This window comes from Pseudomonas sp. AB39(2026) (assembly GCF_059831485.1).
The window spans coordinates 2,251,570-2,266,614 of the sequence record NZ_CP195212.1; the positions used below are offsets into that span (position 1 = coordinate 2,251,570).

General features: G+C 55.5%; 14 protein-coding genes and 1 pseudogene. 4 read left to right on the forward strand and 11 right to left on the reverse strand.

Going from position 1 to position 15,045, the window contains the following annotated elements:
- Positions 1-163 precede the first annotated feature (163 nt).
- The 3 genes from ACSAMW_RS10220 (at position 164) to ACSAMW_RS10230 (ending at position 3,208) form a co-directional block, all read left to right on the forward strand.
- A complete protein-coding gene (locus ACSAMW_RS10220) occupies positions 164-1,687 on the forward strand; it encodes a fumarate hydratase (protein WP_500593822.1) in 1,524 nt (507 codons plus the stop codon).
- Positions 1,688-1,868: 181 nt separating this feature from the next.
- Positions 1,869-2,357: a CesT family type III secretion system chaperone gene (locus ACSAMW_RS10225; protein ID WP_500593823.1), complete on the forward strand. Its 489-nt coding sequence runs from the start codon at positions 1,869-1,871 to the stop codon at positions 2,355-2,357.
- 155 nt (positions 2,358-2,512) lie between these two features.
- Entirely contained in the window at positions 2,513-3,208 is a 696-nt protein-coding gene (locus ACSAMW_RS10230) for a hypothetical protein (RefSeq protein WP_500593824.1), read from the forward strand.
- A gap of 90 nt (positions 3,209-3,298) precedes the next feature.
- Here ACSAMW_RS10230 and ACSAMW_RS10235 read toward each other — a convergent pair whose 3' ends face one another.
- The 6 genes and pseudogenes from ACSAMW_RS10235 to ACSAMW_RS10260 form a co-directional block, all read right to left on the reverse strand.
- Positions 3,299-3,961: a DUF799 domain-containing protein gene (locus tag ACSAMW_RS10235; protein WP_500593825.1), complete on the reverse strand. Its 663-nt coding sequence runs from the start codon at positions 3,959-3,961 to the stop codon at positions 3,299-3,301.
- Complete coding sequence (locus ACSAMW_RS10240; RefSeq protein ID WP_500593826.1) at positions 3,958-4,335, reverse strand: DUF4810 domain-containing protein; 378 nt, start codon at positions 4,333-4,335, stop codon at positions 3,958-3,960. Before ACSAMW_RS10240 ends, ACSAMW_RS10235 begins: the two co-directional genes overlap by 4 nt.
- Before the next feature lie 21 nt (positions 4,336-4,356).
- A complete protein-coding gene (locus ACSAMW_RS10245) occupies positions 4,357-5,040 on the reverse strand; it encodes a CsgG/HfaB family protein (RefSeq protein ID WP_500593827.1) in 684 nt (227 codons plus the stop codon).
- 228 nt (positions 5,041-5,268) lie between these two features.
- A complete protein-coding gene (locus ACSAMW_RS10250) occupies positions 5,269-5,781 on the reverse strand; it encodes a helix-turn-helix transcriptional regulator (RefSeq protein ID WP_500593828.1) in 513 nt (170 codons plus the stop codon).
- A gap of 50 nt (positions 5,782-5,831) precedes the next feature.
- Positions 5,832-6,116: a hypothetical protein gene (locus ACSAMW_RS10255; RefSeq protein ID WP_500593829.1), complete on the reverse strand. Its 285-nt coding sequence runs from the start codon at positions 6,114-6,116 to the stop codon at positions 5,832-5,834.
- Positions 6,117-6,297: 181 nt separating this feature from the next.
- Positions 6,298-6,924 (reverse strand): annotated as a pseudogene (locus tag ACSAMW_RS10260) (DUF637 domain-containing protein); the annotation flags it as partial.
- Positions 6,925-7,348: 424 nt separating this feature from the next.
- Between ACSAMW_RS10260 and ACSAMW_RS10265 the strand changes: the two are divergent.
- Positions 7,349-7,639 carry a DUF1484 family protein gene (locus ACSAMW_RS10265; protein ID WP_500593830.1) on the forward strand — a complete coding sequence of 97 codons (291 nt, stop codon included), beginning with the start codon at positions 7,349-7,351 and terminating at the stop codon, positions 7,637-7,639.
- 81 nt (positions 7,640-7,720) lie between these two features.
- Here ACSAMW_RS10265 and ACSAMW_RS10270 read toward each other — a convergent pair whose 3' ends face one another.
- The 5 genes from ACSAMW_RS10270 to ACSAMW_RS10290 all read right to left on the reverse strand — a co-directional run bounded on the left by ACSAMW_RS10270 (position 7,721) and on the right by ACSAMW_RS10290 (position 14,704).
- A complete protein-coding gene (locus ACSAMW_RS10270; protein ID WP_500593831.1) occupies positions 7,721-8,416 on the reverse strand; it encodes a hypothetical protein in 696 nt (231 codons plus the stop codon).
- 397 nt (positions 8,417-8,813) lie between these two features.
- Positions 8,814-9,233, reverse strand: coding sequence for an SMI1/KNR4 family protein (locus ACSAMW_RS10275; RefSeq protein ID WP_500593832.1), 420 nt, complete (start codon positions 9,231-9,233; stop codon positions 8,814-8,816).
- A 40-nt stretch (positions 9,234-9,273) separates the two neighbouring features.
- The gene (locus tag ACSAMW_RS10280; protein ID WP_500593833.1) at positions 9,274-9,582 is read right to left on the reverse strand and encodes an HNH/ENDO VII family nuclease; all 309 of its coding nucleotides are present in this window, start codon (positions 9,580-9,582) and stop codon (positions 9,274-9,276) included.
- A 124-nt stretch (positions 9,583-9,706) separates the two neighbouring features.
- Positions 9,707-10,069 carry a ribonuclease toxin immunity protein CdiI gene (cdiI, locus tag ACSAMW_RS10285; protein WP_500593834.1) on the reverse strand — a complete coding sequence of 121 codons (363 nt, stop codon included), beginning with the start codon at positions 10,067-10,069 and terminating at the stop codon, positions 9,707-9,709.
- A gap of 12 nt (positions 10,070-10,081) precedes the next feature.
- Positions 10,082-14,704, reverse strand: coding sequence for a DUF637 domain-containing protein (locus tag ACSAMW_RS10290; RefSeq protein ID WP_500593835.1), 4,623 nt, complete (start codon positions 14,702-14,704; stop codon positions 10,082-10,084).
- Between the last annotated feature and the right edge of the window lie 341 nt (positions 14,705-15,045).

Sequence of the window (15,045 nt, forward strand, 5' to 3'; positions counted from 1 at the left end):
CGATCAAGAACTTCGCTGGTTGATATCGCCGAATACCGCCCGTTGTCCTTCAATGGCGAGTGCGCGGCTGCTACAGGGAGGGTTATACTGCCGCGCCTTTTACAGGTGCCCGCGTGCCCTGCGCGGTGCCTAGAATGTTCCCGTGTCAAAGAGGAGCGCGCCCGTGACCCTGATCAAGCAAGACGACCTCATCCAGAGTGTCGCCGATGCCCTGCAGTATATTTCCTACTACCACCCCGTCGATTTCATTCAGGCAATGAATGATGCCTATTTGCGTGAGGCGTCCCCAGCCGCACGGGATTCCATTGCCCAGATCCTGATCAACTCGCGCATGTGCGCCACCGGCCACCGGCCCATCTGCCAGGACACCGGCATCGTGACCGTGTTTGTGCGCGTGGGCATGGACGTGAGCTGGGCTGGTGCCACCATGAGCGTGGACGACATGATCAACGAGGGCGTGCGCCGGGCCTACAACCTGCCGGAAAACGTACTGCGCGCCTCGATCCTGGCCGACCCGGCCGGTGCCCGCAAGAACACCAAGGACAACACCCCGGCCGTTATCCACTACTCCATCGTGCCCGGTAACACCGTGGAAGTGGACGTGGCCGCCAAGGGCGGTGGTTCGGAAAACAAATCCAAGATGGCCATGCTCAACCCGTCCGATTCCATCGTGGACTGGGTACTCAAAACCGTCCCCACCATGGGCGCCGGCTGGTGCCCGCCGGGCATGCTGGGCATCGGCATCGGCGGTACGGCTGAAAAGGCAGCGGTGATGGCCAAGGAAGTGTTGATGGACCCCATCGACATCCACGACCTCAAGGCCCGCGGCCCGCAGAATCGCCTTGAAGAAATGCGCCTGGAGCTGTTCGAGAAGGTCAACCAGCTGGGCATCGGTGCCCAGGGCCTGGGCGGCCTGACCACAGTGCTGGACGTGAAGATCATGGACTACCCCACCCACGCCGCCTCGTTGCCGGTGTGCATGATCCCTAACTGCGCCGCCACACGCCACGCGCACTTTGTGCTGGATGGCAGCGGCCCGGCGTTGCTGGAAGCACCGCCCCTGGACGCCTACCCAGAAATCGTATGGGAAGCCGGCCCTTCGGCCCGCCGCGTGGACCTTAACACCGTAACCCCCGAAGACGTGCAAACCTGGAAGCCGGGCGAAACCCTGCTGCTCAATGGCAAGATGCTCACCGGCCGCGACGCCGCCCACAAGCGCATGGTGGACATGCTCAACAAGGGCGAAACCCTGCCGGTGGACCTCAAGGGCCGCTTTATCTACTACGTGGGCCCTGTGGACCCGGTACGCGAAGAAGTGGTCGGCCCTGCTGGCCCAACCACCGCTACCCGCATGGACAAGTTCACCCGGCAGATCCTCGATCAAACCGGCCTGCTAGGCATGATCGGCAAGTCCGAACGCGGCCCTACCGCCATCGACGCGATCAAGGACTACAAGGCCGTGTACCTGATGGCCGTGGGCGGCGCCGCCTACCTGGTGGCGCAAGCCATCAAGGGCGCACGCGTGGTGGCCTTCGAAGAGCTGGGGATGGAAGCCATCTACGAGTTCGACGTGAAGGACATGCCGGTTACCGTGGCCGTGGACAGCCAGGGCGAGTCCGTACATATCACCGGGCCAGCTGTATGGCAGAGCAAGATCGCTGAGAGTTTGGCGGTTGAGGTGCGTTGATCCCCCAAGCCCGGTGCAATGCCGGGCTTTTCTTTGGGGCGGGCCTGCCATGGAACCTCCCTGGCTGGCCTGCCACTTACCTTCCTGAACTGTTAACACCCCGCGTCTGAACGTGGGGCTGCTACGGCCCTGCGCCATCGACCTTGGCCGCACGCCGTAAAACCCTGCCCGAGCCCTTGTTATGCATGCCAGAAGCACGATTGATGCGTGGCTGTCCCAGATAAACCCGGACGACCCTTCCCTGTTGCTGGACCCAGAAGGCCAATGCCAGCTAATCCGCAGCCCCAGCGAGATGTGTACATTGTTTTTACCGGCGCACGCCCGTGAAGCCGTAATGCTCTACAGCCACCTTTGGCAATTGAGCGGTGAAGTGAGTGCAGACCAATACGAGGCGTTGCTGGGCCTTAACATGCTGGGTATCAAAACCTTGGGCTGCACGCTTGGGCTGGATGCACGCATGAGGAGCCTTGTGCTTTCTTACTCATTGCCATTGCACGGGTGTGACCTGGACGGCTTTTGCAATGCCATAAACAACTTTTTCTCCGCTATCAGCGAGGTGCGCCGCGAGATCGACCTGGCGCTCAAAGCTAAAGCGCGTCGCGCTCCACGCGCTGCCGTAGGGCGAGCGGGTAACGCCCTACAGCAACCCCACTTCCTGGAAAAAAACTGAGCCGCCCCACAGCCACCTGGAGAGCCCTATGCAAGCGATTGGCGCTTTAGTGAAAAACCCCGCCCAGGTATTGGGCACCCTTGTGACAAGCGGCAGCAAAAGCGGCCCCCCTGCAGACATTGCTAGGGCTTAAGGGCGCCCAGGCGCCACACAGTGTGCGCGAGCTGAGCACCACCGCCGTGCAAAGCATGGGTTACATGGGTAGTAACCAACCCAATGCTTTCAACGAAACCAAGCGCGCCGGTGTCGCTGGCACTGCCTCTGCGCTGGGAAACGGTGTAGGGCAAAAGCGCACCAAGTTCACTATGTTGGACTACGCAGACTTTGAAAAACGTAAGACGTCCGGCCAGCTGGAGTTCGTAGGCCTGCATGGCACCGCCGGCTTTGCAGCTGAAGCCATGGAAAAAGATGGTATCGACGCAGACTTGGCTGGCAAATACACGGGCGGGCGCTCAGGAGGCGGTAAGGGCATCTATACCGCCAACTCCAACAACGCGACAGCGCCGGAGCAGGCCGCGGATGCATTCGAAGCGGTCAGTCACTACGCACGCCGTGCCAGCGTGAGTGAGCCGCTGGCCTATGACCTAAACACCACCAAGACCATCCTTGCGTTTTACCGTGCCCCGTCTCAACACTTGAAGAGCAAGGCCATGCCCTCGGACATACTGGGTAACCCAGAAGCCGTGGCGGCCTTCCGCAAGGAGCACCCCGCCCATGAATACAACCTGGGACCAACACCCTTGCCTCGGCGGCAGGAAGGTGTGAAGGCCGATACCACGCTGATTACAGACGACGCCTTGCGGGGCGACGAGGTGGAGTACTTTGCGGTGCGCTTCGAGCCCAAGCGATAAGCCGGGCAGGCAGGGCCACGCCCTGCCAATGAAGTGTTGAAACCATGGGAAAAGCATTGGCGATACAGCCACGCTTTCCCCCACTGGCTTTTAGTCCGTCCCGTACTTGGGCGACCGCGGCCCATACAGCAAGCCCGCCGGGTGCCCAGCCGACAGTAGCCGGTTGCTGGCGATGCCGGCAATGGGGTGGCCTGCATCGGTGGAGGCGGCGATAATCTGCTTCACCGCTGCGGTGATCAGCATGCCGATCAACCCGCCGCCGCTGTTGCTGCGCCCTTCCTCGCTGGAGGCAGAGGCTGTGCCAGTCCACAGCGCGGTGCCGGTGCGCAGGTCCACGAGCTTGGCCGTAACCGTGACCACCGTTTGGCTGCTGATCAGCACATAGCTGGTGCCGTACTGCTTGACCGTGATGTACATGGCCGCGTCTGCACCGAAAATCTCCCGAAGCTTGGCCGGCGAGGTTTCCTGAATGTCATTGGCGTTGGTCAGGCCGTTGTTGCGGAAGGTTTCGTCCACCAAGGCCACCGGCAACACGTAGTAACCCGACTCTGCCAAGGGGTAGGTCACTTGAGAGAGCAGGCTGTAGGTCGCCTTTACATCCGGGGATTCGTTGACCGGCGGCAACACCAGAATCGAACGCGGCTTGCTTTCCTTGAAGGCGGAATAGTCCACCACGGCCGGGGGCGTGGCACAGCCTGCCAACAGGCTGATGGCAAGCAGGCTGCCGGCGACGTTCAGGTAACGGGCGATCATTGGGCAACTCCGGCGTGGGCGTTCTTGAGCAGGAAGTCCATGTAGGTGGCGGACTCCGGGAACAACGCTTTCTCGGTGCGCAGTTCCTGAACCATCTGGTCGTCCTTGCCCAGGCTGCCGTACAACATGCCCAGTTGAGCGTGGTAACCGGGTGGTGGGTTAGCATTGGTGGAGCGGATTTTCTGCAGGTCTTCTTCGAGTTTGGCGACCTGCACGTCCTTGGGCTCGCCTTTGAAGTATTCGTACACCTCAGGCTGGTAGCTGCCCCACTGGTACAACGGCTTAGGCTGCGGCGCGCAACCGGCCAGGCAAACACCCACGGCACAGACCGTGGCAAACAGGCGCAAAGGCGCCCCGCCGATAGACTTGAACATGGTAAACATCCTTTTAAATGATCAGTTGGCCACTGGCTTCCAGGCACCGCTGTCCAACGCGCGCACCATGTTATTCACCGCCTCACGCATGGCCAGGTCCAGCACCTTACCGTTAAGGGTGGAGTCGTAGCTGGCGGTACCGCCGAAGCCGATCACTTCACGGTTGGAGAGTTGGTACTCCCCTGCCCCTTGGGTGGAATACACCACTTCCGACGTGCTGATGTTCACGATATTGAGGGCCACCTTGGCGTAGGCGATTTGAGATTTGCCACGCCCCAGCAGGCCGAACAATTGCTGGTCGCCCACTTCCTTGCGGCCAAATTCGGTCACGTCGCCGGTCACCACATAGTCCGCGCCCTTGAGGTGCTGGCTGGTGGCTTTGATGGACGCTTCACGCTGAATCTCGTCCATGTTGTCCCGGTCCAGCACGGTGAACCGGTTGGTTTGCTGCAGGTGCGTGATCAGGATGGTCTTGGCCTGGCCCCCCAGCCGGTCCACGCCATCCGAAAAAATCCCGCGCATGTAGCTGGAGCGGTTATCGAACTTGCCCACCGCCATGGGGTGGCGCACGCCGCTGTAGGCCACGCTGGCGCTCTCCACATTGGCCACCGGCAATGCCCTGGAACTCTCCGTGGCACAGCCACCGACCAGCGCAATGGCGACGGCCGTGATCCCTGTTATCCCTACCTGTTGCAGCTTGTTCACACACATGCTCCGACTGTTCTGAAATAGGCGGCCTTGACCGCTTCTGTGGCGATTTCAAGGCAGCAGCAAGGTGTGTATCCGCAGGGATCCAAAGAACTGTAATTTTTTTCGTGGGGTTGAGGGGGCGAGGCGTATGGGAACGTGAGGATTGGGAGGGGAAAGGTAGCCCGCCGCTGCCCTGCTTCGGTGGCTGAATGCGCTAAGCGTTGGGCGCGGCGATAAGCTCCATTACGTCGGCGCGTTGAACTGAAGGCCCTCCTGGATGCGTGCATTTTCCTTGATGATATTTACACGCATGGCTACGCGGGCCACATCCAGCGTAACGCGAGGCACAGGGTAGGTGCCCTTCCCGTCCATCCAACCCAGTACTTCAGCCAAATGCCAGATAACGGCGCTACCTTCATGCACAGGCGTCGGAAAACTGGGATGGTTAGTCACCAGTTTGCGCATGTTTTGCCGAGACACGCCCATGATGTCGGCCACGTCTGTCAAGCCCACCAGATCAGGGGTGGCCTCTATCAACCTGGCGCCGGGCAATGCGCGGCGGACGTCTGCCAATGCGCTTTCGATCGCTTCTCTAGCGCTGGCGGCCTCCCTTGTGAACTCAAGGGCAAGGCGGCCGGTTTGGCCGATGCCTACCAAAGCATCGTCACACCCTTCCTCTGCCAAACGCTCAACGAGGGCATCCGTGTCAGTGCTGCTGTTGGATAAGTGGTACTTAAGCGTGAAGGTAAATTTCATCTTCAATGCTCCGGTTTGTGGGGTCACTGCGCCCATAGTCGGGTGCGTTCTCAGGGTTCTGCTGGGCTTGTGCGTTTTTCAGCTTCGCGCTTTTCACGCTGCCTGGCGCAGTTGTCGACCACTCTGGAAATTTGGGCAGCGTGGTTAGCTGGATTTTTCGGCGTGCTCCACTCGCTGCTGGTGCAAAATTCTCCACAGCGACAGTCGTGATCGTTGAATGGGCAATATATTTTGCCCCAGGCGTGGGAGCCGCCCTGCTTGATGCTCCAACCTTGAGATTCGGCGTATTTCAAAGCGCCTTCAATTTCTTTATTCGCGTGTTTAGAACGACTCATAAGCCCATCCAGTATGGGAAGGTGAGCATTGGTTGTCAATTGACAACCACAAACAGCAAACCAGTATGCGAGGTCGCGAACCGGGGCTGCTACAAAAGGGTACGGCATCATAGCATTGGATCCTTTAAGAGGCCGAAGCGGCTCTTCCCCGCTGGCGAACTGGTCTAGATAAGTGGCGGCGGTGTTTCATCTTGCGGCCAGTGCTCGGGCTCAGGTCGTTGGCCGCTTCGATGCGGGCGGCGTTGTCGGTGTAGTCGGTGTGGCGCTGGCCGTAGGCGGCGGAATTTACCGCCGTAACGGTGCGTTCGTTGAGCACGTCGCCGTTAACCGCCGTCACGCTCACGTCACGGCCGGCGATGATGCCACCGGCCTTGTTGACGATGGTGTTGCCCGCCAGCAGGTCCAGGCGGTTGCCGGCCTGGATCAGGCCGCTGTTCACCAAATCATTGCCTGCCGTGGCGGACAGGTTGTTGGCAGCCTTGAGCGTGCCCACGTTGTCCAGGTTCTGGCCAGCGATCAGGGTTACGTTGTTACCGGCGATCAGTGCGCCGGTGTGGCCGAGGCGACCGCTGGCCTGGGCCAGGTACACCACCGGCACCAGCACGGTTTCGCCGTTCACTACGGCGTTTTCCATCCACACGATGTCGTGGGTAAGCGCGGCGACTTGTTCGGCCGTGAGGCTGACGCCTACCGAGAGGTTGAGCTCGGTTTTGCTGGCCAGGGCGTTGTTCATCAGGTACTTGAACTGGGCTTCGTTGGAGGTTTGCCCATCAATAAACGCCTGCCCGGTGCGGGCGGTGACGGCTTGCCAGGCAGTTGCAGGAAGCGTTACCACCCGTTAACCTCTGCCCGTCGCTGTCAATCCAGCGACCGGGTTTGGCGACCCGGCTAAGCAAAGGCGCACCAGCGCCCACTTCATGTCAGAGGCGCTTTTTTGTGCCTGCTATGACGTGTTATGGCGGCTGTGCGCGGGAGACTTTCGAGTCTGCCGGGTTCCTTTGCCCCGGTTCGCCAACCTGCGTACAGCTGCCACCCCTGCTCGTTTGGCGACGAGTTGTGGCAGCTCCCACATGCAAAGGAGCTTTATCTATGGATCTTTCTATCAGGGCTTGGTTTTACAAACCTGCAACACGTGCGCAAGAGGCGTTAGTCGTCTTGAGAACTGCGCCAACCTTTCTATGTTTAAAGGGCAGCAAAGCCTTCGTGGGGATAGTGAGTGGAGGTGTTTGGAAATGACCAACTTCATTCAGATTCAAAGAAATCTTGAAATACTAATCCAGCAGTCCGATTCCTTCCCGGCCACTGAAATTGATATAGAGATCAGAAGCCTGCGCAAGACGGCAACAAAATTGGATAAAGTCAGAAATCAGCTTAACGCGATGGAGTGTGAAGTGCGCACTGTCCTTGAATTACTGGACACAGCTGAGAATAAATATATGACCTGCAGTCAATTTCACTGCCTACTATCACCGCTTCATAAGCAGGTATTGTCGGCCGTCAGCGAGCTGGATGATTTATTATAGCTTTACGCTCAGGATCAATTAGTGCCTTAGTTCGGCCATAAAAAGCGCAGGCCTGGCCTACGAAGTTCAGGCCTGCTTTTATCATTTACCCAAGTTCTCAACCAGCTTTTTGCTGAGAATAGTAGCCACTCCATTCAGGGCTGCCTTCAATTTTTCGGGGTCAGTGCGGTATTCAAGTGGTGTAAAGGCATAGGTATTATCACCATTGAAAGGCGTGATATAGTTTCCATATCGCCAAACAATAACCTTGCCCTGCTTCATTTCTGCTTCAACTTTCATGGTAGGGTACATGACGCTGCTGAAACCTTGCGTCAGTCCAAACCCCCAGTTGACCACGGTTAGCTGAATTTCCGCGTCAGCTTGAGCATCCGCGCCTACCACTTTGTACTTATTCAACATAGTTATTTGGTTCTCAAACTGAGACTTCACGATCTCCCCTAAATCAATTTGGTTGATGCTCATGCTTGATATGATTGCTTGATAGGTTGGCATAGAGGCCAGGTCACCCAGCTTCATACCTGCTGCCAGGCCAGCGCCACCAAGTGCTGCTTGCCCAATTTTAGATGCCCCTGTTGCAGCTCCGGCCAGGGTCCCGGCCCCTGCGCCCAGCGCCATACCCCAAGCTTGCTCTCGACCTATGTAGGTAAACTCTTTGGGAGACCAAATGACAGGAAGTATTTTTATGGTGTGTATCTTCGAACCAATTTCAGGCTGAAGCGGTTTATTAGTACAACCTGAAAGGATAAAAATAAATACAAAAAAATAAAATATTTTCATAAGTCCTCAAAATCCTTAGAAGTGATTTCGGATTAAAATCTCGTATTCAGTGAATATACGCATCCAAACCAAAACACTTCAGTAACAATGATACCTTCTGAGCAGTTGGCATATCGATATCCTAATCTACATAGGGAACATGATTATTAGAAACATATTTTTCATGTCTCGGGATCTTTTACTCCAAAATGTACATGCAGAACTCTTGGTGCATGCGCTTTTGATGTAGACCCTGAATCGACACGGAACCCCTTGGGGCCAGCAGCGCTGTAACCCCCCCCAGAGCAGGGCTTACCAAACTCCTCATACTCCGGACCGAGGTATTTTTGCGCTGCTGATGTTGTCCCATCGGTTGTTAACCGACGTGAGACAGATGCATTCGCCAATACTATAAAATCTACTCCCCGTCTATCCACGCCTGTTTTATCCAGCTAGCGAGACTAGGCCAAGTTTCATTGGAATTCCAATCATGTGCCCAGTAGACAACAGAACCGTCTTCACGAATACAATAGTAGTTGCCATTGTCCTCGCAAATAGGTAGCCAAGACTTTGGAACACCTTGCCCCCGGGCCTCAGCAACAACGCTCAGAAGTTCTCTTGGGCTGTTTCTTTCTTCCGTTAACCGAAGCGAATCTTTACCATTAAAAATACTGTCACTTGCCTCTTTCAAAAAAATCTTGTACTCCTCCGAAAATGCAATACCCAGCTCACGCTCATAATCATTAATTAAGGCATCGTCAGGAAGCCGCTGTACATTAGGCAGAGATAAACGAACGCTTTTTAACTCTGCAATAGCATCTTTTATTTCAACAGTCATAATAACCCCTAACATTATATTTCATGAATCAAAAGTTATTTTATCGATTCTTCCAATATTCTTTTTTCCATTTCTCAAACTGGGATCTATTGATTCCAGAAGATATACCAGAGCCCGAATTTATATGAATAACTCCACTATTATTTTGGTGGGAGCTTTGCGTAACTTCAGCAATCGGACCGTCTTGAGTTTGCAACATATGATGCAGATTAATCTTCTTGCCATCAGGTCCATAAGGAGCTAATCCATTCTTCATAAGGTCCAAATTTGTAAGACCAGTTTGACTATCTATCCTGCTGGGGTCAATCAAATCATTCCTATGATAAACTTTATTACCGTTAAACTGCATTGGCTCTTGAGACCAATACTTTCTTTGCTGACTAAAAAAGCCTGTCGCTTCGCTCTCTAAAGTTGCTTCAGAAGCTTTTTCACCAAATAGCCTCGGCTGGGCCTAGGCTATTTTTTATTCGAAATTAAAAAGAGATATTATCCAAGAGCTCTTCTACTTTCGCAGTATCTTCGGGATGGCATTGAAGATATTTTTCACAAGCCAATCGAATGTATTCAGAGCAAACAGCTTCACTAACAACAACTGTATCTTCATTCTTAGGCGGATAACCATAAGCAAATTCAACCCCCTCAAAATGCTCCTCATCAAACGGACTATTTTCATCAGGAAAGTTACAGTACGCCCCATCCGTACTAAACCCCCACTTCTTAACTATATAGCCAACCGCTTCAACGAAGCAGCCATCATTATACATTCTATCAAAATACCCTTTAACCGCCCAACAAGGATCTGAATCATCGTATGGCTGACCGAAAAGTTCTTTCATAAGTACTTACCTTTACTTCGGGTGGAAGTTTGTCACCACACCTGTGGCTTTATCTAAATACACCCTAAAGGTGACGCTCCCTGCAATAGAGTCATATTGACTCAACCCTTTAGATAACGCTTCCCTATAGCCACTGGCTGCGGCTTGCTGCCCTAGATCAAGAATTTTCTGATCGGTAAATATTTTCGGATCATAAACAGTTTTCGGGAAGATCTTGTCTTTAAAACCAATAACGTTACCCGCCCGGTCATATGCAGGTATTTGGTATTTGACTGTAGAAACTCCCGCGACGGAAGTTGGTGTTTCGCTGAGTATCTTCAAACCATTCGTAGCTGCCGCCTGATTGAAAGCATCCAAGTTATGGGTACCGCTAATCCCGTTCTTCTGCGTCAAACCATCAAAGTCGCTGAGATGGCTCTTAATATTGGGATTAAAACTCATCCCCTCTGGGAAATCAGCACTTACTTTTGGACCGTCGAAATTCGCATCGTTAGCCGCAGCTTTACCAGTACCTACAACTCCAGTTTCTCCAGAAGCCAAACCTGATGGAATTGCTTTTGGACCAGCTGAGAGATAGTCTACAGCCTTCTGGATTCTTGATAAAGCCGCAGCCTCTCCAGTTTTCAAAGCCGCCCCGGTAGAACCCGCCCCTATTACGGCTCCATCGACCATCCCTAATCGATCATATGTTGGTGCCCAATCTTTGACCACACCAGACAGATAGCTAACTGTGCCCAATGAGCGCTTGATCAATAACTGCTTGTACCCTTCGCATGTACCGTTCCCGCATTGCATCGATACGATACCATCTAAGGAATCAAGCACTCGGTCCCGAGCCTCCTTCGCACGTTGGGAGCCAGCTATATCATTTGCATACTCAACATTGCCCAGGCTGTCTTCGTTATATTTACCTTGCTCCCACTTTCTTTTTGAGCATTCATCATCGGCGCCACAACCACCCATATCCTGCACGAATGCTTCTTTTTCAGGATGCTCTAAGTAATTGAAACTAGTTGCTTGCCGAGCAACCCAACCAGCGACTTCCTGATCTTTATTTGATCCTCCAGCAGCAGCTGATACTGTAATCCCTATGAGCTGCGACGTAATTGCAAGTAATTGATCACGCGGCAAGTCTTTAAAAATCTTATCGCCGACAGAAGCTACGAAAGCTTCATTCGCACCTGATGCTAATGCGCCTGTTCTAAAGTCACCACCAGCGATCTCTGCAATCAGCCCCCCTACTAGTGCGTGAGCACCAACTTTTGCTGTCAGCCCTGAAAACTTTAGCCGGTCCCCCAAGGTACTATATATACTTGCCGTGAGTGCGTCGGCTGCCGAGCTAATAGCTGCTTGAGCCAAATTATCTTTAAGGCTTCCGCCGCTTATCGCAGTACGTGTAGCAGCGCTAAAACTGCCTTCAGCTAAGGTATAGCTCGCATATTGAGTGAATCCATCGATAGTACCTAGTTTGAAACCATGTGAGGCTTTGGCAGCATTTTCAGGCGAAACGCCATAAATCTTGTCGAGAAGACCAGCAGCAAAACCAGCAGCTATCCCACTGATAACATAGCCTTTTAAGCTATCTGAAGAAGTCACATCTTTCAGTACTGCGCCTGGCCTTCCTTTATTGTTAACAGTACTGATTGCTGCCTGCGAAACGGCTGCAGACATAGTTGCTATGGCAGCAGCATTTGCAGCATTGCCTATAGCAACAGCCGTTGCTTGTGCAAAACCTGCTGCTGTTGCAGCACCACTAGCCGTGGCACCAGCGGATGTGCCTATCGCAGCAGCCGTTCCTGAGCCTGCAGTCAAAATCGTAGCCACAATGATGATCGCCAACTGCGCCCCTACACCCAACCCCGACTGGCTGTACTTGAACGAGTCATGAATCTCCTTCACCTGCCGCCAGTCCACATCACCGCGCTGCTCGGCATCTTTCAGCCACGCCAACTGCGGGTCCGCCTTCACCATGGCGTCGATGGCTTGGCTTACGGTCTGCTGGTTCACCTGCTTCACGTCGATGTTCAGACCGTCCACGGCATGAATGGCCACTTCACCTTGCGCCACCAACTCGCTCTGCTTCAGGGTTTCGTCGGTCTTGCCTTTGCCCTTGGCGCTGTTCCAGGCCAGGTTGCTATTGCTCTTGGTGTGGCTTTCCTGGTGCAGGTCCTTCACGCCTTCGAAGGCGATGGCGCCGCCGCTGTTGAGGGTCAGGTCCTTGCCGCTGTCGAGCTTGGCGGCCTGGTAGGTCTGGTCGCCGCCGCTGACCAGCAGCAGGTCGCCGCCGGTTTTTATCTCGGTGCCGATGTTGGTCACGTCGGTGACTTCGTCGTGCTTGGTTTTCTTGGCGCCGAAGTGGCCTTTTTTCTTTTTGTCGTACAGCGAATAGTCGCTGTCTTCGGCAGCGAGCAGGGCCAGTTTGCCACCTGCGACCAAGTAGGCTTCGTTGGCGGCTTCGATGCGGCTGGAGGTAACGGTCAGGTCCTGGCCGGCGCTGAGGGCGACGCTGCTGCCGGAGGTGATGGTGCTGGCCACCTGGCTAACGTGATCTTCCTGGCGCGTGACCTTTTTGCTCTTGGAGTAGGAGTGCTGCTCGTCCGCTGCCGAGCTGATGCTCAGGTCTTCAGTGGCTGACAGGGCCACGTCCCGCTTGGCGTCCAGGGAGCTAGCGATCACGTTCAGGTCGCGCCCGGCCTGGGCGCTGAGGTCGCGGCCGGCGGTGACGGTGGCGCCCAGCTGGGTGATGTCGCTGCTGGTGTGCTTGCGGTCCAGTACCAGGCTGTTGGTGACCTGGGTGGCGGCGAGGTTCACGTCGCGGCCGGCGCTCAAGCTCAGGTCGCGGCCGCTTTGCAGGGTGCTGCCCAGGTTATTGATGTCCCGCCCGGCCTGCACGCTCAGGTCGTTGGCCGCTTCAATGCGGGCGGCGTTGTCGGTGTAGTCGGTGTGGCGCTGGCCGTAGGCGGCGGAATCTACGGCCGTGACAGTGCGCTCGTTGAGCACGTCGCCGTTAACCGCCGTTACGCTCACATCACGGCCAGCGATGATGCCACCGGCCTTGTTCACGATGGTGTTGCCCGCCAGCAGGTCCAGGCGGTTGCCGGCCTGAATCAGGCCGCTGTTCACAAAATCACTGCCTGCCGTGGCGGACAGGTTGTTGGCGGCCTTGAGGGTGCCCACGTTGTCCAGGTTCTGGCCGGCGATCAGGGTCACGTCGTTACCGGCGATCAGTGCGCCGGTGGGGCCAAGGCGACCGCTGGCCTGGGCCAGGTACACCACCGGCACCAGCACGGTTTCGCCGTTCACTACCGCGTTTTCCATCCACACGATGTCGTGGGTAAGGGCGGCCACCTGTTCGGAAGTGAGGCTGACGCCTACCGAGAGGTTGAGCTCGGTTTTGCTGGCCAGGGCGTTGTTCATCAGGTACTTGAACTGGGCCTCGTTGGAGGTTTGCCCATCGATGAATGCTTGGCCGGTGCGGGCGGTAACGGCTTGCTGCACCAAGCGCTGTTCGTACAGGCCATCGCCCAGGCGCTTGGCGCTCTGGTCGGGGTCGTAGCCCAGGCCGGCGAGTAGGTAGTCCGAGCTCATGAATTGCTTGAGGTCGGTGAGTACGGGGTTGGTTTCGATCAGGTATTTATTGCGGTTGGGCTGCGCTGCCGAGCCGGGCAAGCCCTGTACTTTGCTGACAGTTTGCGCAGCGGCAGGTGTTGAGGCGGCAGGCTGAGTGCCCGCGCTCACCGCGGCCACACTGCCAACCTGAGTCATGTCACCTGCACTGGCCTGGTGACTGGGCACCACGTAGGTGCTGCTGCCTAGGCCGGTATCCCCTTGCGCGGTGATAGCAGTGGCGGTGCCCTCAATGCCCGCGCTGTGCCGGGTGACGCCAGCCAACTGCCCGGCGCTGGCGGCCAGCAATGCCGCCGAGCCGAACTGCACGTCCCGTGCCTGGGTGGCAGGTGCGCCTTGCTCACGCTGGGCCGTTGAAATACTGGCCCCGGTGAGGGTCCAGCTTTGGGGCGTGCCGGTGGCTTGGGTGAATTGCGGGGTGCTGCTGCCCTGCCCGCTCAGGCGGAACAGGCCGTTCTGGCCGGTGGGCAGGCTGAAGCCCGGCAGGCTCAAGGGGTTGATTTGTTGCTGGGCCAGGTTGGGGGGGAGTTGGGCGTTGATTCTCAGAACAACAGGCGCACTGGTGCCAGACGCTTGTGTGCCTTGAACTTTACTGGTGCCAGCGCCTACAGCGTAATCTTCATGGATAACGCTGTTTTGCAGGTCCTGGGAGGCTGTAATGGAGACTTTGCCGCCGGCTTGGATGACGGCGCTGCGGCCACCATTGCCGGTGTCATCCTTGGTGACTTCTACATCGCTTACTAATGTAAAGTTGCTTAATTCCGCAGGCAACTCCATTAAATTGGCTGGGTCGTACTCGGAAGTGGGCAATACACCAGAATCATAGCCAACCAGCGTTCTAGGGTACTTCCTGCTACTCCATAATGTTCCAGTTTCTATTTCTTTATAAATAAAGTAGCCGTCATGAAGTATTGGCTCTGCCAACACCAGCTCACCGGCAAGGTTTGTTATGTAGACGTTGGGGAAATCCGGGTTATTACGCTGGTTATAGGCATCTACGGTAGGCATGAATGCCCTTACTGCACCTGCCGATACTTCATGCCCTGAGTACCTGCCGCCCTGGTATTAGGTTCTGGTGCGCTCAACGGTTCCGCTTCTAGCCCCGATATTTTTAACGGTATCGGCCTGTATAGTGATATTACCGACAGCACCAATAGTACTTTTGCTGTTTAGGAAGCTACCGCCATTGAAGATAAAATCACTGCCAGCCATCAGTAGCGCTGAAGCACTGGTGTCATTATCTTCGCCTGCACTAAACGTTTCGCGGGCAATGTAATTTACTTCGTAGTGCGTTTTATTGCAGTCAATACACTCTACCGCAATAAACCCTTTAATCAGGGTACGGCCAA

Excerpts from the sequence above, each read along its gene's own strand:
- ACSAMW_RS10270 (WP_500593831.1), bottom strand. The coding sequence starts at position 8,416 with ATGAAAATATTTTATTTTTTTGTATTTATTTTTATCCTTTCAGGTTGT.
- ACSAMW_RS10250 (WP_500593828.1), bottom strand. The coding sequence starts at position 5,781 with ATGAAATTTACCTTCACGCTTAAGTACCACTTATCCAACAGCAGCACT.
- ACSAMW_RS10240 (WP_500593826.1), bottom strand. The coding sequence starts at position 4,335 with ATGTTCAAGTCTATCGGCGGGGCGCCTTTGCGCCTGTTTGCCACGGTC.
- ACSAMW_RS10255 (WP_500593829.1), bottom strand. The coding sequence starts at position 6,116 with ATGAGTCGTTCTAAACACGCGAATAAAGAAATTGAAGGCGCTTTGAAA.
- ACSAMW_RS10280 (WP_500593833.1), bottom strand. The coding sequence starts at position 9,582 with ATGCAGTTTAACGGTAATAAAGTTTATCATAGGAATGATTTGATTGAC.
- ACSAMW_RS10225 (WP_500593823.1), top strand. The coding sequence starts at position 1,869 with ATGCATGCCAGAAGCACGATTGATGCGTGGCTGTCCCAGATAAACCCG.
- ACSAMW_RS10265 (WP_500593830.1), top strand. The coding sequence starts at position 7,349 with ATGACCAACTTCATTCAGATTCAAAGAAATCTTGAAATACTAATCCAG.
- ACSAMW_RS10290 (WP_500593835.1), bottom strand. The coding sequence starts at position 14,704 with ATGCCTACCGTAGATGCCTATAACCAGCGTAATAACCCGGATTTCCCC.
- cdiI (WP_500593834.1), bottom strand. The coding sequence starts at position 10,069 with ATGAAAGAACTTTTCGGTCAGCCATACGATGATTCAGATCCTTGTTGG.
- ACSAMW_RS10235 (WP_500593825.1), bottom strand. The coding sequence starts at position 3,961 with ATGATCGCCCGTTACCTGAACGTCGCCGGCAGCCTGCTTGCCATCAGC.
- ACSAMW_RS10275 (WP_500593832.1), bottom strand. The coding sequence starts at position 9,233 with ATGACTGTTGAAATAAAAGATGCTATTGCAGAGTTAAAAAGCGTTCGT.